Here is a 24,908-nt window from a genome sequence, read left to right on the forward strand (position 1 = left end):
AGACCAGTTTTTTACGTCAAATGCTCTAAGCCCTCAGCCTTCAAGCTGCCAGCGGCCCAGCATCGCCAGTTGGGGACGCCAGCAGGGAGCTTGCCACTGGGCCGCTCGCCACAGCGTCAGCGGACGCGCCCGCGCCAGCCACAGCGGTTCGGGCGGCGGCGCGGCGGGCAGCGGCACACTGGGCGCAGGCTGCGGCGCGGGGCGCAGTTCGGGCAGGGGTGGGGTGAGGCTTCCTGCGGTCAGCCGGGGCGGAACTTCGGGCGCGGGCGTAGGCGCACCCAGCCACACCGCCAGCAGCGACAGGAGTGCCGCCAGCCCAGGCCACGCCAATGCCACGCGCCCCGCTGCGGGCCAGCGCAAGGCGGGCAGGAGCGGGGCGCGGCGAGGGGGCTTCACAAGTGGGTCAGCTTATCAGACGCCGGCTGACGCTTCGGGAGGGGTGCGGGTGTGGAAGGTGAGAGAGACCGCTCCCCAGAGTCGTTGGGCCTCAGCGCACCGTCAGCGGCTCATAGGCCGTCTTGACCGCGCCGTTGGCGAAGGTCAGTTTGGCGATGGTGTTCAGGCTGATGACCCGGCGGCCCGGCACGTTCCGGATGGCGAGGCTGAGGTCGGCCTTGACGGTGCGGCCCTGCTGCGTCACGCGGGGGTCGAGGGCTTTTTGCACCCGGCCCGGCCACCAGTACTCCTTTTCGGGCAGGATTTTCTTGACGTACTGGCCGTTCTGGACATACTCGATTTCGTACTGGAACTCGGCGCGGACCACCTGCGACGCCGCGCCCTTCGTGGTGACGACGAGCAGGCAGCGGGCGGGCTTGCCGGTGGGGAGGTCTTCGCTGGCACTTCCAGCCACGTAGCAGCCGCTGAAATACCAGTTGTTGAGCTTGGTCGGGCCGGTGGTCGGCACACTCGCAGGCGCGGTGCGGGCCAGAAAGTTGCGGTCGGCCTCGATCACGAAACGGGTATAGGCTTCGTCCCAGTCGCAGTAAATGCGCCGGGTGCGCTCGTTGGGGGCGTCGGCCATGACGCGGTAGGTGGCGCCGTCGAGGGCGTAGCAGCTTTCCAGTCGCCCGGTGTTGGACACGAAGCCCAGGGCCATTTTCTGCACGTCGCCGAAGGTCTTGCGGTCGAGTTCGGCGTTCACCTCGTCGTTGTCCGACAGCAGGCTGACTTCGGTCACGCGGCTGCCCGGTTCGCTCGATTCGCGCTGCACCAGCAGAAGCTGGCTGCCCGGCACCTTCAGGTCGTACAGCCACTCGCGCCCACCGTTGCCCAGCAGCGTGCATTTGTACTGCTGACAGAACGCGCTGGTGCTCACCGACTGCGAAGTGCCCAGAAGTCCCGCCGCGCCCGCCGTTCCCAGGCCCGCCAGCAACGCCGCCACCCAAAAGTGTCTCATGGCCCATTCTAACGTCTGGCTGTCAAATGTGAACCGACTGTCCCGAGAAGACCGGATGCAGCCGCAGCGCCGCAATCGCTTCTTCCTTGCCTTTGGCCTCCACTTCTATCCAGGGCACGTCGGCGTAGGCGCTGGGAAAGTCGGCAATGAGGTGCGAGTGGCGGCGGTCCTGCGGGCCGTCTATGCCGTTGCTGAGGTGGACAATCTGCCATTCGGGGGGCTGCCACGTCGCCCGCGATCGCAGCACCCACTCGCGCACGCTGGGATGCTCCTGGTCGGGCAAGTTGTCGTGGACGACATGGTGGTGGGCGTCGAAGACCAGCGGCGTGCCGGTGGCCTCGCAGATGGGCAGCAGCTGCGCCGGACTGTAGGCCCGCTCGTCGTTTTCCAGACCCAGCCGCAGCCGCACGCCCTCCGGCAGGTCGGGAATCAGCGCGGCGAGTTCGGCCCCGCGCCCGCCCTTGCCGCCGTGCAGCAGCAGCAGGTTCCAGGCTGAGCGCTCCAGTCCCAGCCCGTCCATCACGCGGGCGTGGGCGCTCATGGCCCGCACGCTGGACTCGCGCACCTCGGGCCGCTCGGAGTTCAGGACGATGAACTGCTCCGGGTGCATCAGCACGCGAATGCCCGCATCCACAAACGCCTGCCCCGCTTCCAGCAGTTGCGGCGCGAGGTGCGCCAGCACGCCGTTTCCGGTGTCGTCGCCCGCAAGGTCGAGCATGGGAAAGAGGCTGGAACTCAGGCGGTAGAGCCGAATCCCCCGCGCCGCGCAAAAGGCAGCCGCCCCGCGCAGTGTCCGGATGTTGCTGGAATAAATGTCGAGCAGCTTGGCCTCGCGCTCGGCGGGGGAGAGGACACGGTACCGGCTGAGGGTGACCGTGCGAAAGCGCACCTCCGGCCCCACCGTCAGGCACACCAGTCCGAGTTGAGGCACGGTGCCGCACACCGCGCTCACGCCGCTCCTCCCCGGCGGCAACGCTCCGAGCAGAACCGCACCTGTTCCCAGTCGCGCTCCCACTTTTTGCGCCACGTGAAAGGCAGACCGCAGCGCACGCAGATTTTGCTGGGCCGCTGGCTGGAAAGGCGCCCACCGCCGGGGCGCTTTGCGGGGGAGGTGTTCTCGCGTCTTGCCACCCGCGCAGTTTGCCGCGCTGGGGGCCAGGGGGATGTGCGAGGGCTTACGCTGGGATGTTGTGCCAGCAAAAAGCCCCGCCTCCGGGTGGGAGACGGGACCGAAGGAGAGGGGGCGATATGGCTCTGGTTTGCACTTCGCGCGGCCAGCGAACCTGTCAGCGAGCGACCTTGCACGTCAGCAGCGTGCTGGTGGTGCGGGCGTCGTTTCCCCTGAAGGTGCTGAGGGTCGCTTCGCCCTGGTGTTCCCACCATTCCAGGCCGCTGGCGGTGTTCAGCCCGGCGTGGCCGACGTAGCGGGCGCCGCTGCCCGAAACGGCTTCGGCCAGGCCGTAGCTCTGGCCCCGGTACTTCAGCACCGCGAAAGAGGGACCGCCCTGCCCGGCAGTGTCGGCCCGGACGTAGGCCACCTGCACCGTCTGCCCGTTCTGGCAGGCGTAGACGTGGGTGTCCTGAGAGAGCTTGAGCGGCGCGGCCTGCGGCTGTCCGGCACCTCCGGCCAGGGCAGTGCTGAGAAGCGCGGCGGGAAGGGTATAGAGGGTCTTGAAACGCATACCCCGAGGCTAGCCCTGGCAGATGATAGGCGGCTGATACGGATTTCGCGATATGGATGCACAGGCGGTGTAGTTCCGACTGTGCAGGAATTTAGCGAAATCCGTATCTTTTCCTACTCCTTTCAGTCGGATTGAATCCAGAAATCTGCTGGATTCAATCGGAATCCGTATAACTTCTTCCTAACGGGCCACCAACGTCTCCTGCAAGGCCTTCTGTTCGCTGAGTCGCGCGTGGGCTTCGAGCAGCAGCGCCTCGGTTTCTTCCCAGCCCACGCAGGCGTCGGTCACGCTCACGCCGGGGCGCAGCTGCGAGAGGTCGGCCGGAATGCTCTGCTTGCCTGCCATCAGGTTGCTTTCCAGCATCAGCCCGCGAATGGCCGACTGACCCGCGAGGCGCTGTCCCAGCACGTCTCGCCACACCACGCCCTGCCGGGTGCAGTCGCTGCCCGAGTTGGCGTGCGAGCAGTCCACCATCACCGCCGGGCGCAGCTTGGCCCCGCTCATCAGGTCGGCGGCCTCGGCCACGAAGCCCGGCGCGTAGTTGGGGCCTTTGCGCCCGCCGCGCAGGATGACGTGCCCGTGCTGGTTGCCCCTGGTGTGGACAATCACCGCCCGCCCGTCGTCGTCGATGGTGAAAAAGGCGTGCGGGTGTCGGGCCGCCATGATCGCGTCCACCGCCAGCTTGATGCCGCCGCCCGTGCCGTTCTTGAACCCCATCGGGGCGCTCACGGCGCTCGCCATGACCCGGTGGGTCTGCGACTCGGTGGTGCGTGCGCCCAGGCAGGCCCAGGCCACCGCGTCGAACAGGTACTGCGGCGCAAAAGGGTCGAGCAGTTCCGTCGCCACCGGCAGGCCGAGTTCGCTCACCGCCACCATCAGTTCACGGGTGCGGCGCACGCCCTTGCCCATGTCGTTGCTGCCGTCCATGTCGGGGTCGAGCAGGTAACCGCGCCAGCCCACCGTCGTGCGCGGCTTGTCCACGTACACGCGCATCTGCACTTCCAGACGGTCTTTCACCCGCTCACGCAGCGCCGCCAGCCGCCGGGCGTACTCGAGCGCCTGCGCGTGGTCGTGAATGCTGCACGGGCCGACCACGACCAGCAGGCGGTCGTCCTCGCCGCTCAGGATGGCCTGCGCCGCCTGGCGCCCGGCCAGCACGGTGCGTTCGGCGGCGGGGGTCAGCGGCACGTCGGTCTTGAGTTCACGCGGGGTGGGCAGCGGCGTGAAGCCGGTCACGTTGAGGTTCTCGGTGGTGGAAGGGGCTGGGGGCTGGGTCATGGGACACGTCCTTTGGAGAGATAAGAAAAACCCGGTGGGCCTTTTGGGGGCGTCACCGGGCGGGAAAAAGAACAGCGCGAGGCTAGGCCCGGTGGGAACCGAACCAATAAAAAAAGGGGACGCGCTGGGCCGACATGCCCGGGAGTGTAGACCCGGCGGGCGGGCAGGGGCCGCAGGCGTCTAGGTCGTGTTCATGTCTTCATCCCAGCCGTGTTCATCCCCCCTTGATTCAGGTGCGGGAAGCGCAACTTCTGCCCGCCGCGCCGCGTACTGTGGAGTGATGAAACGCGCGCTCGTCCTTCTTCTGACCGGCCTGGCCCTCGGCAGCGGCACGACCGACGCCGCCCGCCGCAGCGGTGGGGGCTTCGGCGGCAGCCGCAGCTCGGGCGGCAGCTACCGCGCTCCGTCCTACCGCACCCCCAGCGCGCCCACCTACCGCACGCCGTCCACGCCGCGTTACTCGCCGCCTGTCAACTCGGCCCCGGCCAACTCCTCCTCGGGCAGCACCTACACCCGCCCTCCTACTACCGGCTCGGCCACCACGCGCACGCCCAGCTCGGCGCAGCGCAGCACCCTGCCCACCACCGCCAGCGTCGCGCAAAACCCCGCCAACCGCGCCGCCGCCGCCCAGGTCAAGCCCGCGCAGGTGAACAACTGGAAAAGCGTCAAGCTGCCTGCCGGGGTGCCGCGCAGCGCCATCACCTACAGCGCCGCGCCGAGCAGTCAGTACCAGTACCAGCTTCAGCCGGGACGCTACTACCCCTATCCGCAGAGCTACTACCGCCAGCACGGCATCGGCTACGACATCCTCAAATACGCGCTGATCTTTACCGCCGTGAGCAGCGTCGCCGACGCCCTCGACGGGCCGGACGTGGTGGTCAACAACGTCAACCCGGTTCCTGCCAACACGCCCCCGGTGACCGTGCAGCAAACCCCCGGCCCCAACCTCTGGAGCTATGTGGGCGTAGGCTTCCTGGCCGCCGCCGCCGCGTGGTTCCTGATGGGCCGCCGCCGCTGAGATGACCCGTCCCCCCTGCGGCGCCCCCAAACCCGAGTGGCGCGAGTGGGCCTTCGCCGTGCGCCGTGAGCAGCCGGACGCTTCGCCCGCCGTTGCCACCCAGCTGCGTGACTTTCTGCACGCGCAGGGGGCGCGGCGGGTGCTGGCCTACCACGCGCTGCCCGGCGAACCGGACGTGTCGGCCCTGCAATCCGATTTCGAGTTGCTGACCACCCGCACCCGCTACAAACCGGAGCGGCACCTCACCCTGCACCCCTACGCCAGCGCCACCGAGGTCAGCCGCGCCGGGTACCTGCAACCCCCGGCCACCGCGCCGCAGCTTCCGCTCGGCAGCGTGGACGCCGTCCTGCTGCCGGGCCTCGCGTATGACGGCTCCGGCACGCGCCTGGGCTACGGCGGCGGCTTTTATGACCGCCTGCTGCCCGGATACGCCGGGCTGCTCGTCGGCGTGGTGTGGTCCGCCCTGCTGCTGCCGGAGCTGCCCGGCGAGGCGCACGACGTGCGGGTGGGCTGGGTGGCAACCGAGCGCGGTGTCAGCGCGGCGAAATGATCTCCCTCCCCTGGTACAACGTTGGGCCAAGGCAGATGAGGAACCCGGACCTGTAGTGTGGGGGCTCAGCGACACCGCGAAGCCCGGTCGACTGTTCACTCAGCCGGTCTGGCTCCTTTTTTGGAGGCCCACTATGAAAATCTGGACCCAGACCGCCCTCGCGTCCTTTGCCCTCCTGCTCGGCTCGTGCAGCACGATGATGGCGCCCGAGGCCCCGGCCGGAGTCAGCGCCTACGGCCTGACGAGCAGCGGCGCCCTGGCGATGTTCGGCACCGGCAACGCGGCGGCGAGCTACCGCACGATGCCGGTCACTGGCCTGAGCGCGGGCGACACCCTCATCAGCATTGACTACCGCAACACCGACGGGCGACTTTACGGGGTAGCGAGCACCGGGCGCGTCTACACGATCAACACATCTACCGGCGCAGCCACTGCCGACGGCTCCACTGTGGGACGGGGAATCGTCACGGTGGACTTCAACCCGGTCGCCAACCGCCTGCGCGTGATCGGAGAGAACAACCAGAACTACCGACTGACGGTGAACACGGCGCCGGTGCCGTCCGCCTCGCCAGCCGGCACCTTGACCGAGGACGGCACCTTTGTGTACGCGCCGGGCGACGCGAACGCCGGCAAGACGCCGCGTCTGGTGGCCTCGGCCTATACGAACAGCTTCAACGACAGCGCAGCGGGAGCGGCGCCGACCGGAGCCACGACCGCCCTCTACTCGTTCGACGCGGCGCAGGGCACCCTCGTCCTGCACGACGTGGGGCCGCAGTTCAGCACTCTCAAGACGGTGGCCCCGCTCGGCGTCAGCGTGAGCGCGGGGATGACCGGGTTCGACATCGTGGGCGCAGATGGTGCCTACGCCACCGTCAGCAGCGGCGGCAACACCAACCTCTACCGCGTCTCGCTGACGGCGGGCATGGCAAACGCCCTCACGCTCGTCTCGACCCTGAAAGGCGTGAGCCTGCGCGACCTCGCCCTGGTGCCCGGCGTCCGCTGAGCCTGCACATCGAGTGCGGCCTGGGGGAAGCTCCGGGCCGCTGTTCTGTCAACCCTGAACCCGCAGTTCTGTTTCCCCCGCCCCGGCGCGGTCCTCCACGATGGCCCGTGCGACTTCCTCTGGGGCAAGCGCTCCCCTGGGCACTCGGCCCACCTGCGTCCAGAGCCCGGTGTCCACGGCGGGCGGCAGCACCAGCGTCAGGCCGGCGCCGCGCGCTTCCAGCCGGGTGACCGATACCAGGGCCGCGAGCGCCGCCTTGCTCGCCGCGTACTGCGAGAACCCGCGCGCCGTGACGAGTTCGGGGCGCGCGCCGAGCAGGTAGACCCGCCCACCGGCCCCGAGCCGCCCCAGCCCGTGCTTGAGCGTCCACAGCGCCCCGAAATAGTTGGCGTTCCACACCTGCCGCACCTGCGCGGGGTCGGCCCCCGCCAGCGGACCGGGAAGCGCCGCCCCCGCCGCGTAGACGAGGGTATCCAGCGTTCCCGCCTGCTCGGCAGCGGCGTCCAGCAGGGCTTTGACGTGGCTCTCGAAGCCCACGTCCGCCGCGCGGCTCCAGGCACCAAGTTCGCCGGCGAGCGCGCTCAGTTTCGCCTCGTCGCGCCCGGAAAGCAGCACCGTCTCGCCGCGCGCCGCCAGCGCCCGCGCGGTCGCGGCGCCGATGCCGCCAGTCGCACCGATGATCAGGGTGGTCATGCGCTCAGGAAACGGGAGTGCTCCCCTCCTCACCGTAGGCGCCCTCACCGAGCGGCCATTCCTCCACCGGCGCGTAGAAGCCGCCCGGCCCCGGTTTTTTCATCAGGGTGACGGTCCGGGCAGTGAAGGTCAGCCCCTCCGCGTCCAGGTCGGCAAATTCGGCCTGAGCCGCAAGCAGCAACGCTTTCAAGTCCACCCCCCGCCGCGCGAGGGCGAGCGAGAGGTGAGGCGTCATCCCCGGTCCCTCGGAGCCGAAGCGCTGGGCCGGGCGAAGGGCGTCCAGCAAGGCCAGATGCAGCCGGACGGCCTCCGGACTGTGGACCGCCAGATACAGCGCCGACCCGTTCCCAAAGAGGCGCGGCCCGCCGACCTGCACCCGCACGGGCGTCTGCTTCGCGGCCACGGCCCGCGCCACCTCGCCCGCCGAGTCGTCCAACCCACTCCGGGCCTTGACCGTGATGTGAGGCACCGCCGCCGCGTCTCGGATGTCGTGGCGGTCGCGGAACTTGCCGAGACGGGCGCCCAGCTCAGGTGGGGGCAGCAGCGCGAGCAGAAAAGAAGGCGTCACCCCCGCAGCCTACCTGCCAACCTGTCCATACCCCCCGGACGCCCCTCGTGAGCGTCCCTTAAAGTTTCCTTGTGACCGAAACCAATGCCACACCGCTGAAGCGGACGCCTCTGCACGCCGCGCACCAGAAAGCCGGGGCCAGAATGGTGCCCTTCGGCGGCTGGGACATGCCCGTGCAGTACAGCGGCCTGAAAGCCGAACACGAAGCCGTGCGGACCTCGGCAGGCGTGTTCGATGTCTCTCACATGGGCGAATTCCGCATCACCGGCCCCGACGCCCTGAAGTTCCTGCAACACGTCACGCCCAACGACGTGAGCAAACTCAGGGCGGGCCGCGCCCAGTACAACTGGCTGCCCAACGACCGGGGCGGGTTGGTGGACGACATCTACATCTACATGGCCGCCGAAGGCGAGTACCTGATGGTGGTCAACGCGGGCAACATCGACAAGGACTGGGCGCACCTGAACGCGCTGACGGGCGGTTTCGACGTGAAGCTCGCCAACGAGTCCGACCGGTGGGCGCTGCTCGCCGTGCAGGGGCCGAAAGCCGCCGAACTGCTGCAACCCCACACCGACACCGACCTCGGCACCAAGAAGAAGAACGCCTACTTCTCGGCCAAGCTGTTCGGGCAGGACGTGCGCCTGGCCCGCACGGGGTACACGGGCGAGGACGGCTTCGAGGTCTTCGTGGACGCCAAAGATGCCGAGGCGATGTGGGACAGGCTGCTCGGCATCGGCATCACGCCTGCTGGCCTGGGTGCCCGCGACACCCTGCGCCTGGAAGCCGGATTCCCCCTCTACGGCCACGAGTTCGGCGACGACATTCACCCGCTGAGCAGCCACTATGGCTGGGTCGTGAAGGACAAGGAACACTTCGGGCGCGAGGGGCTGCGACAGACGCCCACGCAGAAACTCATCGGCCTGAAGCTGGACAAGGTGCCCGTGCGCGAGGGCTACCCCGTCAAGGTCGGCGGGCAGGTCGTCGGACACGTCACCTCCGGCACCACCAGCCCCACCCTGGGCCACCCGATTGCGATGGCCCTGGTAAGCGCCGAAAGCACCGACGCCGACGCCTACGAGGTGGAAGTGCGCGGCAAAGACCACCCGGCGCAACGCGCGGAAATCCCCTTCTACACGCAGAAGGCGTAGGGCCGAAGGCAGAAGCCCCGGCTTTGCTCTAGCCTGAGTTCCGTCCGCCATCTGCCTTCTGCCATCAGCACTTTCAGCACTTTCAACCCAAGGAGAACCCGACATGACCACTACCCCCACCGACCGCAAATACGCCACCTCCCACGAATGGCTCGCCGGGGACGGCAAAGTCGGCATCACCGACCACGCCCAGGACCAGCTCGGTGACGTGGTGTACGTCGAACTGCCCGAAGTGGGCCGCGAAGTCGAGAAAGGCGAAGCCGTCGCCGTCGTGGAGTCGGTCAAGACCGCTTCCGACATCTACGCTCCCGCCAGCGGCAAAATCGTGGCCGTCAACGAAGAACTGAGCGGCAGCCCCGAACTGGTCAACAGCGCCCCCTACGAAGGCGGCTGGCTGTTCCAAATCGAAGTGACCGAAGAAGGCGAGCTGCTGGACGCGGCGGCTTACGACGCGCAGGCTCACTGAGCTGGGCCGTGAGCCGTGAGTGGTGGGCCATGAGCCAGAAGCGGCTGGTGGCCCGCCCTTCTTTTCGTCGCGACACCTTCTTCAACCGAGGCTGAATCCTCTTTTTTTCTCGAAGCTCATGGCCCAGAGCCCAGAGCTACCCCAAGGAGCACCCATGACCCGTTCCCTCTCTGACCTCCTCCAGACCAACGATTTCACCGCCCGGCACATCGGCCCCAGCGAGGCTGAGCAGGCCGAGATGCTGCAAGTGCTGGGCGTGTCCAGCCTGGACGAACTGACCGAAACGACCCTGCCCGAAGCGATTCAGTTTGACGGCGACCTCAGCGCGGGCACGGGCGTGACCGAGGCGCAGGCGCTGGCCGACCTGAAAGCGGTGGCGCAGAAAAACAAGGTGTTCCGCAGTTACATCGGCATGGGGTACTCCGGCACGCACACGCCCGGCGTGATTCTGCGCAACATGCTGGAAAACCCCGGCTGGTACACCGCCTACACGCCCTACCAGGCCGAGATCAGCCAGGGCCGCCTGGAAATGCTGCTGAACTTCCAGCAGATGGTGCAGGACCTGACCGGCATGCCCGTCAGCAACGCCTCGCTGCTGGACGAAGCCACCGCTGCCGCCGAAGCGATGACCCTCGCCAAGCGCCAGGGCAAGAGCAAAGGCAACGTGTTCTACGTGGCCGACAATGTGCACCCGCAGACGCTGGACGTGGTCAAGACCCGCGCCGAGTACTTCGGCTTTGAAGTGCAGACCGGGCACGCCGACCACATTCCCGAGGGCGCGTTCGGCGTGCTGGTGCAGTACCCCGGCACGCACGGCGAACTGCTGAACCTCCAGCCCATTGCCGACAAAGCCCACGCGGGCGGCGCGGCGCTGATTGTCGCCACCGACCTGCTGGCCTCGGCGCTGGTCAAGCCTGCGGGCGAGCAGGGGGCCGACATCGTGATCGGCAGCGCCCAGCGCTTCGGCGTGCCGATGGGCTTCGGCGGGCCGCACGCGGCGTTCCTGGCTTGTCAGAAGGGCTTCGAGCGCAATATGCCGGGCCGCGTGATTGGCGTGAGCAAGGACGTAAAGGGCCGCACCGCCTTGCGAATGGCGATGCAGACCCGTGAGCAGCACATCCGCCGCGAGAAGGCCACCTCCAACATCTGCACCGCGCAGGCGCTGCTGGCGAACATGGCCGCCGCGTATGCCGTCTACCACGGGCCGGAAGGCATCAAGACCATTGCCGAGCGCGTCCACCGCCTGACGGGGATTCTGGCGAAGGCGCTGAACGACGCCGGAATGGGGACGAATGAAACCTTCTTCGACACGCTGACCTTTGAAGGCGGGCAGGACATCCAGAGCCGCGCCGAAGCGAAGGGCATCAACTTCCGCATTCAGGATGGCAAAGTCGGCATCAGCCTCGACGAAACCGTGACGGTGGGAGACCTCGCGGACATCATCGAAGTGGTGACGGGCAAAGCTGCCGATGTGCAAAAGCTGGACGCCGAAGCGGTGGACGGCATCCCCGCCGAACTGAAGCGCACGTCCGACTTCCTGACGCACCCCGTCTTCAACACGCACCACAGCGAACACGCCATGCTGCGTTACCTCAAGCAACTGGAGAACAAGGATTACAGCCTGACGCACGGCATGATTCCGCTGGGTAGTTGCACCATGAAGCTGAACGCCACCACCGAGATGATTCCGGTGACGTGGCCCGAGTTCGGCAACCTGCACCCGTTTGCGCCCGCCGACCAGACGGAAGGTTACGCCGAGATGCTGCAACAGCTGGAAGCGTGGCTGGCCGACATCACCGGGTACGACGCCGTGAGCCTGCAACCCAACTCCGGGGCGCAGGGCGAGTACGCGGGCCTGCTGGTCATCCGCAAGTACTTCGAGGCTCAGGGCGAGGGCCACCGCAACATCTGCCTGATTCCGGCCAGCGCCCACGGCACCAACCCCGCCAGCGCCGCCATGATGGGGATGCAGGTGGTGGTGGTCAAGACCGACGAGAAGGGCAACATCGACTTTGAAGACCTCAAGGCCCAGGCCGAGAAGCACAGCGACCACCTCGCCGCGCTGATGATTACCTACCCCTCCACGCACGGCGTGTACGAGGAAAACGTCAAGGAAGTCTGCGACCTGATTCACGCGCACGGCGGGCAGGTGTACCTCGACGGCGCGAACATGAACGCGCAGGTGGGCATCGCCAAACCCGGCCTGATCGGCTCCGACGTGAGCCACCTGAACCTGCACAAGACCTTCGCCATTCCGCACGGCGGCGGCGGCCCAGGCATGGGGCCGATTGGCGTGAAGGCCCACCTCGCGCCCTTCCTGCCCGGTCACAGCGTGGCCTACAGCAGCGGCAGCCAGACTGGGGCGGTCAGCGCCGCGCCGTATGGCAGCGCCAGCATCCTGCCCATTTCGTACCTGTACATCAAGCTGCTGGGCGCGGCGGGCCTGAAAAAATCCACCCAGGTCGCCCTGCTCAGCGCCAACTACATCGCCAAACGGCTGGAAGGGGCATACCCCATCCTGTACACGGGCAAGGGGGGCCGCGTGGCGCACGAGTGCATCGTGGACATTCGCCCGCTGAAACAGGCCAGCGGCATCTCCGAAGAGGACATCGCCAAGCGCCTGATGGACTACGGCTTCCACGCCCCCACCATGTCCTTCCCCGTGGCGGGCACGCTGATGATTGAACCCACCGAAAGCGAACCGAAAGCCGAGCTGGACCGCTTTGTAGACGCCATGCTGAACATTCGCCGCGAGATTCAGGACGTGCAGGACGGCACGATTACTGCCGAAGACAGCCCGCTGAAGCACGCGCCCCACACCCAGGCCGACCTGCTGGACGCGGAGTGGAACCGCGCCTACAGCCGCGAAACGGGAGCGTTCCCCAGCGCCGCGCAGAAGGCGTGGAAGTACTGGCCCGCCGTGAACCGCGTGGACAATGTGTACGGCGATCGAAACTTCGTGTGCAGTTGCCCGCCCATTGAGGATTACGTCGGGGCTTGAGGTAGGGGAAGTAGGGGAAAAGGAAGGGGCAGCCTCCGGGGGATGGAGGCTGCCCTTGCAATAATTTATTCTTCTTCCTGACCAAGTTGAAGGAAATCAAAAATTGCCCCCTTCAACTGTTCCAGATCGTCGTTAGAAAGTCTACCAATGGGCGTTTCCGGAGAAGGTTCCAGCCTATCTGTTGTAAGACAAAAGATTTGATCAGCCAATATTACAGAATCGTGCCGTAAGAAACCATATTTAGAGCCATCCAATTTGACTAAGGTCGGATATCCTCTTGCTAAATCCTTCTCATAGTTTTTTGCAGATGAAATTGGGCAGGCATTAACGGTATAGTGAATTCCCTGACTGCTTACGACCACAACCATATGAGGCAAACCAATTACTCGTTGGTCTGCCTCTGGTTTTGGAAAATTAAAACGGTAAACATCCCCTGGTATCATGCAGAATTACGGATGACTGCGGCTTGCGCGTCTTCAATCAACTTAGAAAAGTCCTCTCTAGACGGATTATTGTCTTCCGCCAAGGGATTAAATTTCTCCCGGCGCAAACGTGCAATTTCTGCACTTTTTGACTGCATTCTCTTTGACAAGCTTGACCTCTTAGAAGCTTTTACAACAGACACAGGATTACCAGTCCTAAAAGCGGCAACACTGTACTCAGCTATTGGTGCCCGCACCACAAAACCTCCCATTCCAACAACAGAAGCAGAAGTTAGTATGGCTACTGCACAAACTAGATCATTCCTTTTCGCTACTGGTGCGTTCGTGTAAGTCATCTTCGACCTCCCTAATCTCCCCAAATTGTTGTTCATAATCCTCAACAGCTTCTTTGAGATTGGCTAGCATCCTCTTAGCTAGAACTGGCTGAAGAACAACACGCGCTGTTAATCTAGCTTCAAATTCACCTTCACGCACTGAATTAGTTGTCGAGACATGGGCAAAAATTGCCTCAAAGTCATAGGGGGTAAATGTGGCGCGAAAAGCATTGGCGTAAACAGGAGTTCGCATCGCCTCTGGAACTACCTCAACTACTTTAGGCAGCGTATTTTGTGGCTTTTGATCCATAGATTCTTCCCTCATTTGGGGCGATGACACGTACAGAATTTTAGCGCAGTTGGCTGACATTTTCATGTCTGTGCGTCCGACAGTTACTCTAGTTGAAATTGCCTATCCTGCTCAAGCCCCCGCTTTGGCTCCCTTTTGGGGGCGGCGGGGGCGGAATGTTGATGGTTGATGGTTCGCTTCGCTGATGGTTGATGGAAGGGGCGCGGGGTTAGGGGCGTTCGTCGCCGGGGAGGGGCGGCACGTCGGGCGCTTTGTCCAGCACGGCGAGGAAGGCAGCGCGGTCAGCTTTGGCGGCCCGCTCCCTGAAAAAGTCCTCTGTTCTCAGAGCGGATACTTTCTCGGCCACCGAAAGCACAATCAGTTGGTTGATGCTGACGCCTTCCTGCTGGGCCAGTTGCTTGAGCTGGGCGTGCAGGCTTTCGGGCAGGCGGACACTGAGTGCAGTCATGATTGACCTCCAAGCAGGGCAAGAAATTGAGCCGGGGTGATGGTCTGAACGCCGAATTTCTCGCTTCCAATAAAGTCACGGGTATTAAAGGTGACGATGTATTGACAGCCAGCGTTGGCGGCCAGCTCTAGCACGAGTTCGTCTTTCGGATCACGGAGTTGGGGCCGCCAGAGAAAGTGGATGGTTTGCGCCTTCCCAGTCGCACAGAGATAGGAAATAAGGGCTTCCACATCGGCCAGGGTGTAATGGCTCGCCTGCCCCTCCCGTTTCAGGACGCTTTCATATTCCAGCACCAGAGCGACAGAAAGATAAAACTCGAATTTTCCTGTTCCAAGCTGGCGCAGGAGGGCGTTGGATGCCCCGGTGCCGGAGCGAAGCGCGGCGTAAATGACGTTGGTATCCAGAACGACGCGCATATCTGATGGTAGCATATGTGTAACCACGCCCCAGCCTCCGCTTTGGCTCCCTTTTGGGGGCGGCGGGGGCTTGATGGTGCAGAAGGCGGAAGGCTTATGGCAGAAGGCCAGGGGAGTTCGTCGGCGTGGGCCAGTGGGCAGCACGACGACCACCGAACAGGTGCGGGCAGGCGCCGCAACAGGCCGGAAGCGTTTTAGCGTCCCCTTAACCGCTCCCCGGCATGCTCCGGTCACGGTCGGGGACGGTCCCCGGCCCGCCTATTAAGGCCCCCCCCTTCAAGGAGTGTGACCGCATGAAAACCCGCCTTCCCCTGATCGCCTGGGCCGCCCTGCCCCTGACCCTCGGCCTCGCCTTCGCCGCGCAGAGCACCCAGTCCACGCAGCCCCAGCCCACGCAGTCCGGCCAGACCCTCAACCAGCCCGGCATTCCCCAGAACCAAACCCAGAGCCAGCCCGGTCAGGCGGCCCCCCGCAGCGGTACCAACTACGCCGACGTGTTTCTGCAAAAGCTCGCCGCGCAGCTCGGCGTCAGCGTGGACAGGCTGAAAGCGGCGGCCACCGCTGCCGGAAGCGCCACCATCGACCAGGGCGTGCGGGCCGGAGACTTTTCCAGCGACCGCGCCGCCGAGATGAAGCAGCGCCTCAACGACAACCCCTTCGCCTTCGGTGGGCGCGGCCCCGGCGGGCGTGGGGGACACGGGATGCACGGGCGCGGCGGCGACATGGAGCGCGGCCCACGTGGAAAGGGCGACCATCGCCACGACCAGGGCACCCTCCAGGACGACACCAACGCCCAGGGCGCTGCCCAGGACAGCAGCTTTACGTTCTGACCTTTCCTCAGCCTTCCCCCGTTGCCAGCGTGCGGCGGGGGGTTTTTGCTTCTCGGTGGACGCCGCCACAATCGTGGGCACGTCGCGCGGTTCAAAGGGCCGCAGCACCAGCAGGTCGTCGGTCAGGGCCACGGGTTCCAGTGGTATGGGCGAAGTCTGGCACGGAAAAGGGGCGGCCCCCCGTCCGGAGAACCGCCCCCTGTTCAGCCTTTAGCCATCAGCCATCGGCCTTCAGCCATCAGCTTTCTGCCATCAGCCCCCTTACTTCTGCTCGACTTCCACCATTTCGCTGGCCTCGATGATGTCGCCTTCCATCACGTCGTTCCAGTCGAGGTTGATGCCACATTCGTAGCCCTGCTGCACTTCGCGCACGTCGTCCTTGAAGCGCTTGAGGCCCACCACGGTGCCCTCGTAGACGACTTCCTTGCCACGCGTGACTTTGGCCTTGGCGTTGCGCTTGAACATGCCGTCGGTGACATACGACCCGGCGATGTTGCCGCTCTTGGGGTGCCGGATGACCATGCGGACTTCGGCGCGGCCCAGGTACTGCTCCTCGAAGACGGGTTCGAGGTTGCCCTTGATCAGGCGGTCGACCTCGTCGATCATCTCGTAGATGATGCGGTAGGCCTTGATCGGGATTTCCTTGTTCTCGGCGACCTTGGTCACGGCGGCCGAGGGCGTCACGTTGAAGCACAGAATCTGCGCCTCGGCGGTGCTGGCGAGCAGCACGTCCCCTTCGGTCGGTGCCCCGATGCCCGCGAGCATCACGTTGAGCTTGACGTCGTCGGTTTCCTTGCGCGCCAGGATGCCTTGAATGGCTTCGATGCTGCCCTGGCTGTCGGCGCGCAAAATCAGGTTGACGGTGTGGACTTCGGACAGCGGCCCGAGCAGGTCGGCGAGGCTGCGCTGGCCCTTGCGGCGCTCGCGGGCGTCTTCCTCGTCGCGGCGGTCACTCGCACGCTGCGCCACGAGTTCGCGGGCGGCGTGTTCGTTTTTGGCGCTGACCACCGTTTCGCCGCTGCTCGGCACCTCGGAAAAGCCCAGAACCTGCACCGGGGTGCTGGGGCCGGCTTCCTTGATGCGCCCGCCGTTGCTGTCGGTCATCGCCTTGATCTTGCCGTAGTTCTCGCCCACGACCAGGAAATCCCCGACGTGCAGCGTGCCTTCCTGCACCATTACGGTGGCCAGCACCCCGGCCTGCTTGTCCACCCGGCCCTCGATGATGACGCCGCTGAAGTCGCCCTTCGGGTCGGCCCGCAGGTCTTCGAGTTCGGCGGTCAGGCTGATGTATTCCAGCAGGTCTTCCACGCCTTCGCCGGTCTTGGCGCTCACGGGCACGACCACCACGTCACCGCCGTACTCTTCGGGCACGAGGTTGAGCTGCGTGAGGTCGGTCTTGACCTTTTCGGGGTCGGCCTGCGGCAGGTCCACCTTGTTGATGGCGATCAGCATCGGCACCTTGGCGGCCTGCGCGTGGGCAATCGCCTCGCGGGTCTGGGGCATCAGGCTGTCGTCGGCGGCGATCACGATGATGGCGATGTCGGCTACGTTCGCCCCGCGTGCGCGGATGGTGGTGAAGGCCTCGTGGCCGGGCGTGTCGATAAAGACGATCTTGCCCTTGCTGGTCTTGGCCTCGAACGCCCCGACGTGCTGGGTGATGCCGCCCGCTTCCTTGGCCGCCACGCGGGTCTTGCGGATGTAGTCGAGCAGGCTGGTCTTGCCGTGGTCCACGTGGCCCATGATGGTCACGACGGGCGCGCGGTGCGGGATTTCCCGGGCAGGCGCGGCGTCGGCCTGGGGCGCGGCGGGGGTTTCGTTTTCCGGCTCGGCTTGAGCAGCCGTGTCGGTGGGGGCAGCGGTGTCGGCAGCAGCGGCAGCCGTGGCCGTGCCCGCAGCGTCACCGCCAGCTTCGTCGGCCAGAATCTGCTTGATGATTTCGACGTTCTCCTCGTCGATGGTGCTGCTCACGCTCTTGTACGAGACGCCCAGACCGTCGAGGATTTCGAGCATCTTGTGGTTTTCGACGCCAAGGTCCTTGGCGAGGGTGTAAATACGGACTTTCGACATGACTCACCTCCGGGTGAGTGAAAAGGGGGAAAAAGCGGGAACTACATGACCGCGCTCTCGGTGTTCATGGTCAGGGTGTGGGGTGGGTCTGAAGCAGGGCGCTGACCACTCCGGCCTGGGCGCGAAAAGCCCGGCGCAGCGGCTTTTCCTGCCAGCACGCGGGCGAATCGGCGCAGACGTACAGCCCTCGTCCGGTGCGGTTGCGCTGCTGGACCACCCACCCCTGGCCCTGCGGGGTCAGGCGCAGCAGTTCGCCCTGGGGCCGTTTGCGGCGGCAGGCGACGCAGGTGCGCTCCGGAACATGCGTCGGCGTGGGCAGAGGCATCTTCAGAACCTCCCGGCGGGCCTCAGCTTTCGGGGCTGACGTCGTCGGGGCTGGCCGTCGCCACCGACTTGGAGTCCTTGAACAGCGCGTCGAAGGCCGACTGAGCCGCGCCCTGGCCCGCGCCGCCTTCCTGCTCCTCCTGAAGCGCCTGCTGCATGGCGGCGTCGAGGTCACTGATCGCGGCGGTTTCGCGCAGGTCGATCTTGAAGCCCGTCAGCTTGGCGGCGAGGCGCACGTTCTGCCCGCCCTTGCCAATCGCCAGCGAAAGCTGGTCGGGGGTCACGGTCACGGTGGCGTCCCGGCTGTCGGTCAGCACCTCGATGGGGCCGACCTTGGCGGGCGACAGCGCGTTGCGGATGAACTCGCGGGTGTTGGCGTCCCACAGGATCACGTCCACGCGCTCGCGTCCGAGTTCGCCGGTCACGGCCTGAATCCGGTTGCCCCGGTGCCCGATGCACGCGCCGATGGGGTCCACGTTGGAGTTGTGCGAGAACACCGCGACCTTGGAGCGCTGCCCGGCTTCACGGGCAATCGCCTTGACCTCCACGATGCCGTTGGCGACCTCGGGAATTTCCTGCTTGAGCAGGTAGTCGAGCAGCCTCTCGTCGGCGCGGCTCGCCAGGATGGTCGGCCCCTTGGGGGTCTTGCGGACTTCCTTGAGGTAGATCTTGACGCGGCCCCCGGGGGTCAGCTTCTCGCCGGGAATCTGCTCGCGGGGGGGCAAGATGGCCTCGCCCGCGCCGAGTTCGACAAACCAGTTGCCCTTGTTGTCGCTGCGGACGACCTGCGCGTTCAAGACCTGCCCTTCGCGGTCCTTGTACTCGTTGAAGACCACGTTGCGCTCGGTTTCGCGCATCTTCTGGGTCAGGGTCTGCTTGGCGGCCTGCAGCGCGATGCGCGAGAACTTCTCCTGGTCCACCGGGAACTCCATCTCCATCCCGATTTCCACGCCGGGGTCGAGTTCGAGGGCGTCGGCCAGCGAAATCTGGGTGTCCTCGTTCTCGACCTTTTCGACCACCTCGCGCACGATCAGCACTTCGAGCACGCCGCTCTGGGGGTCGAGGTGCACCTCGATGCGCTTGTCGGGTTCGACGTTGCGGACATACGCCTGCTGCAACGACTGCTCGAAGGCCTCGATCAGTTGCAGCTCATTGATGTTGCGGGCCTGCGCCACTTCACGCAGCGCCTCCGCAAAGTTCACGTCCTGGGACATAACCACTCCTTGAAAACTGTTGAAAAACGGGGCCGGGGGCAGGAATCAGGCCTGCTTTCCCCGCGCCTGACCTAAGGACATCGAACCTGACATTCCGTATTTTCGGAACAGCGCCGCAAACGCTCCATTCCCGGTTCGACGTACTTTTTTCGAGACTCGCTCTGCTTCGCCGCTTTGCAAGTCCGCTTGGTCAATCTAAAGATTAACTTCGGGGGACTTAGCGGTGCCGGTCGGGAAACTCGGCGAGCCAGGCCTGAATGTCGGCCACGTTGAGGGTGAGGTCCTGGCCTGCCCGGTCGAAGGTCACCTCATCGCCCGACACGGCCTTGATGGGCGCGGTGAAGTGGTGCTCGCCGCGTCCGGGCAGGCTGCGGACCTTGGCCTTGAGACCGAGCATGCGCTCGAAGTGCCGCCCCCGCAGCAGGGGCCGCTTGCCGCCGGGCGACTCGAATTCCAGGCGGTACTCGCCCTCCACGGGGTCGGCCCGGTCGAACTCGGCTTCGGCGGCGCGGCTGGCCGAGGTCAGGTCGTCCATCGTGACGGGCTGCTCGTCGAGTCGGTCGATTCGCACCAGCACGATCAGGTCGCCGCCTTCGCGCTGCTGGGTCACTTCGAGCACCTCGAAGCCCAGGGGACGCACCGCGCCGTCCGCCAGGTCAAAAAGCACCGAATTGTTATTCGTTTTGTTATTCATATTGTTTTCGCTGCTTCCCCAGGGACCGTCCCCAGGGTCAGCGTGCTTCACCACCTCCTCCACGAAAAAAGGTGGGCCGAGAACTTCAGCACCCACCCCCTGGTTCGAGGATTTGGACCCCAGTATAGCGCAAGGCCGCTCATGAACCGGGCGCGGGGTGACGTTGGCGGGGTGACGGTGGCGGGGGGGCGGCGCCTGTTTCCCGGTCTGTTTCCCGCTGCGTCTCCCGCTGCGCTAGACACCCCCGCCCCGCCGGGCCGTCTGCGCGCTACCCTCGGCCCATGTTCGCCTGCCGCGCTCAGTGGTGGCCCCGCTTCCGCTGGGTCTGAGTGCCGCGTTTTCCTTCACCTGCACACGCCCCGGCTCTTTGCCAGGGGCGTTTTTTCAGTCCTCGCCAGGAGGTTGCCATGTCCCCCCAGACCTGTCTCGCCGTTCATGAACTCAATGCCGACCTCGACACGCCCGTGACCGCCTACCTCAAGGCCGCGCAGGGCGAAGACGTGTCGTTCCTGCTCGAAAGTGTGGAGGCGGGTGAAAAGCTGGGCCGTTACTCGTTTATCGGCGTGGGCGAACAGGGCCGTTTCGTGTACCGCGCAGGCCAGGTGGAAAGCAGCGGGATTTTCGGCGACTTCGCGGGCGAGGAGAAAGACCCGCTGGCCCGGCTCTACGCGGTCACGACCCGCCCCGCCGCGCTTCCGGCCGGGTTGCCCGCGTTCATCGGCGGCGCGGTGGGCTACGCCGCCTACGACATCGTCCGCGCTTACGAAACGCTGCCGGACGGCAACCCCGACGAACTCAACCTCCCGGACGCCCTGTTCGTCGCGCCGCGCGGCATGGTGGTGTTCGACCACCTCCGGCACCGGCTGGTGGTGGTGGCGACGGCCCCGGCGCAGGCCGACGCCGAGGCCGAGGCAGAGCGGCTGCTGACCCGGCTGCGTGGCCCGCTGCCCGAGGTGCCGGGAGCGCGGCCCAGCGCCGCACCGCACTTCCAGAGCAACTTCACGCCGCCGCAGTTCATGGAGGTGGTGAACCGGGGGCTGGACTACGTGCTGGCCGGGGACATCTTCCAGTTCGTGCCCTCGCAGCGCTTCAGCGCCGACCTGGGCGACCTGCACCCCTTTGCGCTCTACCGCGCCCTGCGGCGGGTCAACCCCAGCCCCTACCTCGGCTACCTGAACCTGGGCGAAGTGACGCTGGTGGCGAGCAGCCCAGAGAGCCTGCTGCGCAGCGACGGCCGCAGCGTGGTCACCCGCCCGATTGCCGGAACCCGCAGGCGCGGCGAAACGCCCGAGCAGGACGACCGACTTGCCGCCGAACTGCTCGCCGACGAAAAGGAGCGGGCCGAGCACCTGATGCTCGTGGACCTCGGGCGCAACGACATCGGCAAGGTCAGTGCCTACGGCACGGTGCGGGTCGAGAACGCCTTTTCCGTCGAGCGCTACAGCCACGTCATGCACATCGTGTCCGGGGTGCGCGGCGAGTTGCGCGAGGGGCAGACGCCGCTGCACGCGCTCGCCTCGGTGCTGCCGATGGGCACGGTCAGCGGCGCGCCCAAAATCCGGGCGATGGAAATCATCGACGAACTCGAACCCGTGCGGCGCGGGCCGTACGGCGGCTGCTTCGGGTACGTGGCCTTCGACGGCAGCCTCGACATGGCGCTGACCCTGCGCACGATGGTCATCACCGGGGGCCGCGTTCACATTCAGGCCGGGGCGGGCGTGGTGGCCGACAGCGTGCCGGAGCTGGAGGAGCAGGAAACGCGCAGCAAGGCGGCGGCGCTGATGCGGGCGGCAGAACTGGCGGCGGGGGGGCTGTGAGGTTCCCCGCCGCCTGATACGGATTCCGATTGAATCTGGTCGTTTCAGATTCAACCCGACTTGCAAAGCTGCGCAGCAGAGCGGATGCGAGTAGGAAAAAATACGGATTCCGCGATATGGATGCACAGGCGGCGCCTTCCCAACTGTATAGGCCCGACTGTGCAGGAATGAAGCGGAATCCGTATGAGCAAAGAAAATACGGAGCTGAGCGGCGTGGAAGAGATGGCGGCGCTTTTCCGACAGCTCTGAAGAAGAGTTCAGCTCCGTATGACTCGCCCGCCAGAGGCCATAGAACCCCGGCAAAACACGTCCAGACCGCCGTTTATGCTTCCTTAAAGCTCCCGCCGCTCACATCCGCCGGACCGGGCAGCGGGCGTCTTATACCCCTGATGAAAATCAAGCTGACCGCCTACCTGACCAGCCTCGCGCTGCTGTCCTCCGCCGCCGTCGCGCTGCCGCGTGCCCTCCCGAGCGCTCCCGTATCGCAGGCGGCGGGCAAGCTCGAAGTCGTGCACCGCTTCTACGGCCACATGCCCATCGGCGTGACCGTCAACTCGCAGGGCCGCATGTTCGTGTCCTACCCCAACTGGGAAGACGACGTGCCCTTCTCGATTGCCGAGATCAAGGGCGGGCGGGAAGTGCCCTACCCCAACCGCGCCATCAACACCCGTGACCTATCGAAGCCCGACACCACCTTCATCGGCGTGCAGGGGCTGCTGGTGGACGCCCGGGACCGGCTGTGGGTGCTCGACACCGGCACCAGGAACCTGGGACCGATTCTCGACCAGCGGGCGGTCAAGCTGGTGGGCATCGACACCCGCACCAATCAGGTCATCAGGACCATCCACTTCCCCGCCGAGGTCGCCCTGAAAAACACCTACCTCAACGACCTGCGGATTGACCTGCGGCAGGGCGCGGGCGGCGTGGCGTACATCACCGACTCGGGGGCCAAGAGCGGCTCGGGGCTGATCGTGGTGGACCTCGCCAGCGGCAAATCGTGGCGCAAGCTGACGGGCGACGAGACCGTTAAGCCCGTGCCTGGCTTCGTGCCCTACGTGGAGGGGCAGGCCCTCTTCCAGCGGCCCAAGGGCGGCCCGGCCACCCACTTGGGCTTCGGGGCCGACTCGCTTGCCATCAGCCCCGACGGCGCCACGCTCTACTACGCGCCCACCGCCTCGCGCCGGCTCTACGCCGTGCCGACCGCCGCGCTGCGTGACCCCAACCTCAGCGACGCCGAGGTGAAAAAGCAGGTGAAGGACCTGGGCGAGAAGGGCGCCGCCGACGGCCTGGCCGAGGACACCGCCGGAAACATCTACATCACCAACTACGAGCAGGGCGCCCTGGTGCGCCGCCTGCCCACCGGCGAACTGCAGACGCTGGCCCGTGACCCCCGCCTGATCTGGCCCGACACGCTGGCGATTCAGGGCGGCTACCTGTATGTCCTCAACGACCAGCTCAACCGGCAGGGCGGCTACCACTTCGGCCGCGACCTGCGCGTGAAGCCCTACACCCTGCTGCGGATGAAGCTGAACGCGAAGCCGGTGCTGCTGAAGTAGGCGGCGCGGTCCGTATTCGCCCCGGCTCTCCCACCCAGGCCGGGGCGCTTCGTTATACGGATTCCGATTGAATCTGGTAGTTTCAGATTCAATCCGACTTGCAAAGCTGCGCAGCAGAGCGGATGCGAGTAGGAAAAAATACGGATTCTGCGATATGGATGCACAGGCGGCGCCTTCCCAACTGTACAGGCCCGACTGTGCAGGAATTAAGCGGAATCCGTATTATTCCGGGTCCTCATCCCACCCCGGCTCCCAGCGCCCGCCGAGGCCCACCCACGCGCTCAGCAGGTCTTCGGGGACGGCGGCGTGCAGGCGCAGCGTCTCGCCGCTCACCGGGTGCGGCACCTCCAGAAACTGCGCGTGCAGCGCGTGCCGGGTCATGATTTCGCTCGCCCGCCCGTACACGGCGTCACCCAGAATCGGGCTGCCGAGGTGCGCGAGGTGCACGCGAATCTGGTGGGTGCGTCCGGTACGCGGCTGGGCGCGGACAAGGGCCAGCGTGCGTCCGTGCCCGTCGGGGTGGGCCTCGAGCGGGGTGAAAAGCGTCTGCGCTTCCCGCGCTCCCGCCCCGCCCACCGTCATGCGCTGGCGCTGGACCGGGTGCCGGCCGATGGGGGCGTCCACCTGCACGGGGCGCTCGGCTTTCCACTGCCCCGCTGCAATCGCCAGATAGGTCTTTTTCGTTTCGCGGTCTTTGAAGGCGGCGGCGAGGCGGGCGTGCGCGGCCACCGTCTTGGCGACCACGATGACGCCGCTGGTGTCCTTGTCGAGGCGGTGGACGATGCCGGGGCGGTAGCCGCCCTCGGTGTCGAAGTCTTCCTGTTCGGGCAGCCGCATGCGCCCCAGCAGCGCGTTGACCAGCGTGCCGGAGGTGAGGCCGGGGGCGGGGTGCGTGACCATGCCCGGCGGCTTGTTCACGGCAATCAGGTGTTCGTCCTCGAACAGCACGTCCAGCGGCACCTGCTCGGCCTCGACATGGGCGGAAGCCGGGGCGGGGGGAGCAACCCGCAGCGTTTCGCCGCCGCGCAGCTTCTGGCTGGCCTTGCCCGCCGGGGCGCCGTCGATTTCGACCCGTCCGGCCTCGATCCACGCCGCCACCTGCGAGCGGCTGACCCCGCTGAGGGCAGACACCACCGCGTCGAGGCGTCCGGGTTCGGCGGTGAAGGTCAGCGGGGCAGGCACTTCGGGCATGGGGGCGAGTGTACTCGACACGGGGCCATGTTCCCCCCAACGTGACAGGCAACCCTTTCGGCACGCCTTCCGTATTCGGAGCATGACCAAGACGTTCGTGCTGCCTCTGCTCGCCGCCCTGCCTGCGCTGCTGGTGTCGTGCCGCGACGACGTGGACATCAGCCGCTACCAGCGCATGCAGTTCAATTCCTACCAGGAGTGCGCCGCGTACTACCGGGCGCAGATTCAGCAAGGCCTGCAAAACCCCTGTGCCCGCAGCAGTTCCGTGTCCGGCAGCGGCGCTTCTTTCATGTACTACGGCCCCTACTACTACAACCAGAGCGGCACCCAGCGCTACGTCGGCTACGACGCCAGCGGCAACCCCGCGCCTACCGGCCTGAGCTACGACAGCAAGCGCGGCAGCTACGGCTCGTTCAAGGCCGGTGGCACCCGTCGGGGCGGCCTGACCTCCAGCGCCCGCAGCGGCGGCTTCGGGGGCTGA

At 66.0% G+C, this 24,908-nt stretch carries 28 protein-coding genes; 10 read left to right on the forward strand and 18 right to left on the reverse strand.

Translation table 11 applies throughout. From position 1 onward, the window contains the following. Nucleotides 1-33 precede the first annotated feature (33 nt). The 6 genes from G6R31_RS02185 to G6R31_RS02210 form a co-directional block, all read right to left on the reverse strand. Nucleotides 34-396: a hypothetical protein gene (locus tag G6R31_RS02185; RefSeq protein WP_017870217.1), complete on the reverse strand. Its 363-nt coding sequence runs from the start codon at nucleotides 394-396 to the stop codon at nucleotides 34-36. Nucleotides 397-487: 91 nt separating this feature from the next. Beyond that, a complete protein-coding gene (locus tag G6R31_RS02190) occupies nucleotides 488-1,396 on the reverse strand; it encodes a hypothetical protein (RefSeq protein ID WP_081608235.1) in 909 nt (302 codons plus the stop codon). Nucleotides 1,397-1,418: 22 nt separating this feature from the next. Next, nucleotides 1,419-2,348, reverse strand: coding sequence for a UV DNA damage repair endonuclease UvsE (uvsE, locus tag G6R31_RS02195; protein WP_017870215.1), 930 nt, complete (start codon nucleotides 2,346-2,348; stop codon nucleotides 1,419-1,421). After that, nucleotides 2,345-2,779 (reverse strand): DUF2256 domain-containing protein, encoded by a 435-nt coding sequence (locus G6R31_RS17130; protein WP_152423579.1) that lies wholly within the window; start codon nucleotides 2,777-2,779, stop codon nucleotides 2,345-2,347. Before G6R31_RS17130 ends, uvsE begins: the two co-directional genes overlap by 4 nt. Further along, nucleotides 2,683-3,078 carry an MliC family protein gene (locus tag G6R31_RS02205; protein ID WP_017870214.1) on the reverse strand — a complete coding sequence of 132 codons (396 nt, stop codon included), beginning with the start codon at nucleotides 3,076-3,078 and terminating at the stop codon, nucleotides 2,683-2,685. The genes G6R31_RS17130 and G6R31_RS02205 overlap by 97 nt, the downstream gene beginning before the upstream one ends. A 180-nt stretch (nucleotides 3,079-3,258) precedes the next feature. After that, nucleotides 3,259-4,356: a 3-deoxy-7-phosphoheptulonate synthase gene (locus G6R31_RS02210; RefSeq protein ID WP_017870213.1), complete on the reverse strand. Its 1,098-nt coding sequence runs from the start codon at nucleotides 4,354-4,356 to the stop codon at nucleotides 3,259-3,261. A gap of 280 nt (nucleotides 4,357-4,636) precedes the next feature. Here G6R31_RS02210 and G6R31_RS02215 point away from each other — a divergent pair, with 280 nt between their 5' ends. The 3 genes from G6R31_RS02215 (at nucleotide 4,637) to G6R31_RS02225 (ending at nucleotide 6,927) form a co-directional block, all read left to right on the forward strand. Next, nucleotides 4,637-5,374 (forward strand): hypothetical protein, encoded by a 738-nt coding sequence (locus G6R31_RS02215; RefSeq protein ID WP_017870212.1) that lies wholly within the window; start codon nucleotides 4,637-4,639, stop codon nucleotides 5,372-5,374. 1 nt (nucleotide 5,375) lies between these two features. Then, nucleotides 5,376-5,924: a 5-formyltetrahydrofolate cyclo-ligase gene (locus G6R31_RS02220; protein WP_017870211.1), complete on the forward strand. Its 549-nt coding sequence runs from the start codon at nucleotides 5,376-5,378 to the stop codon at nucleotides 5,922-5,924. A gap of 133 nt (nucleotides 5,925-6,057) precedes the next feature. Next, a complete protein-coding gene (locus G6R31_RS02225; protein ID WP_017870210.1) occupies nucleotides 6,058-6,927 on the forward strand; it encodes a DUF4394 domain-containing protein in 870 nt (289 codons plus the stop codon). Between the two features lie 48 nt (nucleotides 6,928-6,975). Here G6R31_RS02225 and G6R31_RS02230 read toward each other — a convergent pair whose 3' ends face one another. Then, on the reverse strand, nucleotides 6,976-7,620 hold the full coding sequence (locus tag G6R31_RS02230; RefSeq protein ID WP_017870209.1) for an SDR family NAD(P)-dependent oxidoreductase: 645 nt from the start codon (nucleotides 7,618-7,620) through the stop codon (nucleotides 6,976-6,978). Between the two features lie 4 nt (nucleotides 7,621-7,624). Then, nucleotides 7,625-8,188 (reverse strand): 2'-5' RNA ligase family protein, encoded by a 564-nt coding sequence (locus tag G6R31_RS02235; protein ID WP_017870208.1) that lies wholly within the window; start codon nucleotides 8,186-8,188, stop codon nucleotides 7,625-7,627. A 71-nt stretch (nucleotides 8,189-8,259) separates the two neighbouring features. On the opposite strand from G6R31_RS02235, the gene gcvT reads away from it, so the two are divergent. The 3 genes from gcvT (at nucleotide 8,260) to gcvP (ending at nucleotide 12,803) form a co-directional block, all read left to right on the forward strand. After that, on the forward strand, nucleotides 8,260-9,336 hold the full coding sequence (gene gcvT / locus G6R31_RS02240; RefSeq protein ID WP_017870207.1) for a glycine cleavage system aminomethyltransferase GcvT: 1,077 nt from the start codon (nucleotides 8,260-8,262) through the stop codon (nucleotides 9,334-9,336). A gap of 103 nt (nucleotides 9,337-9,439) precedes the next feature. Beyond that, nucleotides 9,440-9,802 (forward strand): glycine cleavage system protein GcvH, encoded by a 363-nt coding sequence (gene gcvH / locus G6R31_RS02245; RefSeq protein ID WP_017870206.1) that lies wholly within the window; start codon nucleotides 9,440-9,442, stop codon nucleotides 9,800-9,802. A gap of 154 nt (nucleotides 9,803-9,956) precedes the next feature. Further along, nucleotides 9,957-12,803, forward strand: a complete 2,847-nt coding sequence (gene gcvP, locus G6R31_RS02250; protein WP_017870205.1) for an aminomethyl-transferring glycine dehydrogenase — start codon at nucleotides 9,957-9,959, stop codon at nucleotides 12,801-12,803. A gap of 65 nt (nucleotides 12,804-12,868) precedes the next feature. On the opposite strand, the gene G6R31_RS02255 is transcribed toward gcvP, so the two are convergent. The 5 genes from G6R31_RS02255 to G6R31_RS02275 all read right to left on the reverse strand — a co-directional run bounded on the left by G6R31_RS02255 (nucleotide 12,869) and on the right by G6R31_RS02275 (nucleotide 14,734). Continuing rightward, entirely contained in the window at nucleotides 12,869-13,246 is a 378-nt protein-coding gene (locus G6R31_RS02255; RefSeq protein WP_081608233.1) for a type II toxin-antitoxin system PemK/MazF family toxin, read from the reverse strand. Beyond that, nucleotides 13,243-13,581, reverse strand: coding sequence for a hypothetical protein (locus G6R31_RS02260; RefSeq protein ID WP_152423578.1), 339 nt, complete (start codon nucleotides 13,579-13,581; stop codon nucleotides 13,243-13,245). The genes G6R31_RS02255 and G6R31_RS02260 overlap by 4 nt, the downstream gene beginning before the upstream one ends. Next, complete coding sequence (locus G6R31_RS02265; protein WP_164993952.1) at nucleotides 13,544-13,870, reverse strand: DUF3467 domain-containing protein; 327 nt, start codon at nucleotides 13,868-13,870, stop codon at nucleotides 13,544-13,546. Before G6R31_RS02265 ends, G6R31_RS02260 begins: the two co-directional genes overlap by 38 nt. 208 nt (nucleotides 13,871-14,078) lie before the next feature. Then, nucleotides 14,079-14,318: a toxin-antitoxin system HicB family antitoxin gene (locus tag G6R31_RS02270; RefSeq protein WP_017870204.1), complete on the reverse strand. Its 240-nt coding sequence runs from the start codon at nucleotides 14,316-14,318 to the stop codon at nucleotides 14,079-14,081. Then, entirely contained in the window at nucleotides 14,315-14,734 is a 420-nt protein-coding gene (locus tag G6R31_RS02275) for a putative toxin-antitoxin system toxin component, PIN family (protein ID WP_017870203.1), read from the reverse strand. The genes G6R31_RS02270 and G6R31_RS02275 overlap by 4 nt, the downstream gene beginning before the upstream one ends. Nucleotides 14,735-15,027: 293 nt before the next feature. Here G6R31_RS02275 and G6R31_RS02280 point away from each other — a divergent pair, with 293 nt between their 5' ends. Further along, nucleotides 15,028-15,564, forward strand: a complete 537-nt coding sequence (locus G6R31_RS02280) for a hypothetical protein (protein WP_017870202.1) — start codon at nucleotides 15,028-15,030, stop codon at nucleotides 15,562-15,564. A gap of 261 nt (nucleotides 15,565-15,825) precedes the next feature. Here the strand turns inward: G6R31_RS02280 and infB are convergent, their stop codons facing one another. The 4 genes from infB to rimP form a co-directional block, all read right to left on the reverse strand. Next, on the reverse strand, nucleotides 15,826-17,631 hold the full coding sequence (gene infB / locus G6R31_RS02285; protein WP_017870201.1) for a translation initiation factor IF-2: 1,806 nt from the start codon (nucleotides 17,629-17,631) through the stop codon (nucleotides 15,826-15,828). A gap of 70 nt (nucleotides 17,632-17,701) precedes the next feature. After that, complete coding sequence (locus tag G6R31_RS02290) at nucleotides 17,702-17,956, reverse strand: DUF448 domain-containing protein (protein ID WP_017870200.1); 255 nt, start codon at nucleotides 17,954-17,956, stop codon at nucleotides 17,702-17,704. Nucleotides 17,957-17,978: 22 nt separating this feature from the next. After that, nucleotides 17,979-19,169, reverse strand: a complete 1,191-nt coding sequence (gene nusA / locus G6R31_RS02295; RefSeq protein WP_017870199.1) for a transcription termination factor NusA — start codon at nucleotides 19,167-19,169, stop codon at nucleotides 17,979-17,981. Nucleotides 19,170-19,386: 217 nt separating this feature from the next. Beyond that, nucleotides 19,387-19,863 carry a ribosome maturation factor RimP gene (gene rimP, locus G6R31_RS02300; RefSeq protein WP_025566860.1) on the reverse strand — a complete coding sequence of 159 codons (477 nt, stop codon included), beginning with the start codon at nucleotides 19,861-19,863 and terminating at the stop codon, nucleotides 19,387-19,389. A gap of 407 nt (nucleotides 19,864-20,270) precedes the next feature. Here rimP and trpE point away from each other — a divergent pair, with 407 nt between their 5' ends. Further along, complete coding sequence (gene trpE, locus G6R31_RS02305) at nucleotides 20,271-21,680, forward strand: anthranilate synthase component I (protein WP_025566858.1); 1,410 nt, start codon at nucleotides 20,271-20,273, stop codon at nucleotides 21,678-21,680. A gap of 389 nt (nucleotides 21,681-22,069) precedes the next feature. Further along, entirely contained in the window at nucleotides 22,070-23,236 is a 1,167-nt protein-coding gene (locus G6R31_RS02310) for an L-dopachrome tautomerase-related protein (protein WP_017869432.1), read from the forward strand. A gap of 222 nt (nucleotides 23,237-23,458) precedes the next feature. Here the strand turns inward: G6R31_RS02310 and G6R31_RS02315 are convergent, their stop codons facing one another. After that, entirely contained in the window at nucleotides 23,459-24,427 is a 969-nt protein-coding gene (locus tag G6R31_RS02315) for an RluA family pseudouridine synthase (RefSeq protein ID WP_017869431.1), read from the reverse strand. An 82-nt stretch (nucleotides 24,428-24,509) separates the two neighbouring features. Here G6R31_RS02315 and G6R31_RS02320 point away from each other — a divergent pair, with 82 nt between their 5' ends. After that, nucleotides 24,510-24,908, forward strand: a complete 399-nt coding sequence (locus tag G6R31_RS02320) for a hypothetical protein (RefSeq protein WP_017869430.1) — start codon at nucleotides 24,510-24,512, stop codon at nucleotides 24,906-24,908.

The sequence above is a fragment of the Deinococcus wulumuqiensis R12 genome (genome assembly GCF_011067105.1).
GTDB classification, from domain to species: domain Bacteria; phylum Deinococcota; class Deinococci; order Deinococcales; family Deinococcaceae; genus Deinococcus; species Deinococcus wulumuqiensis.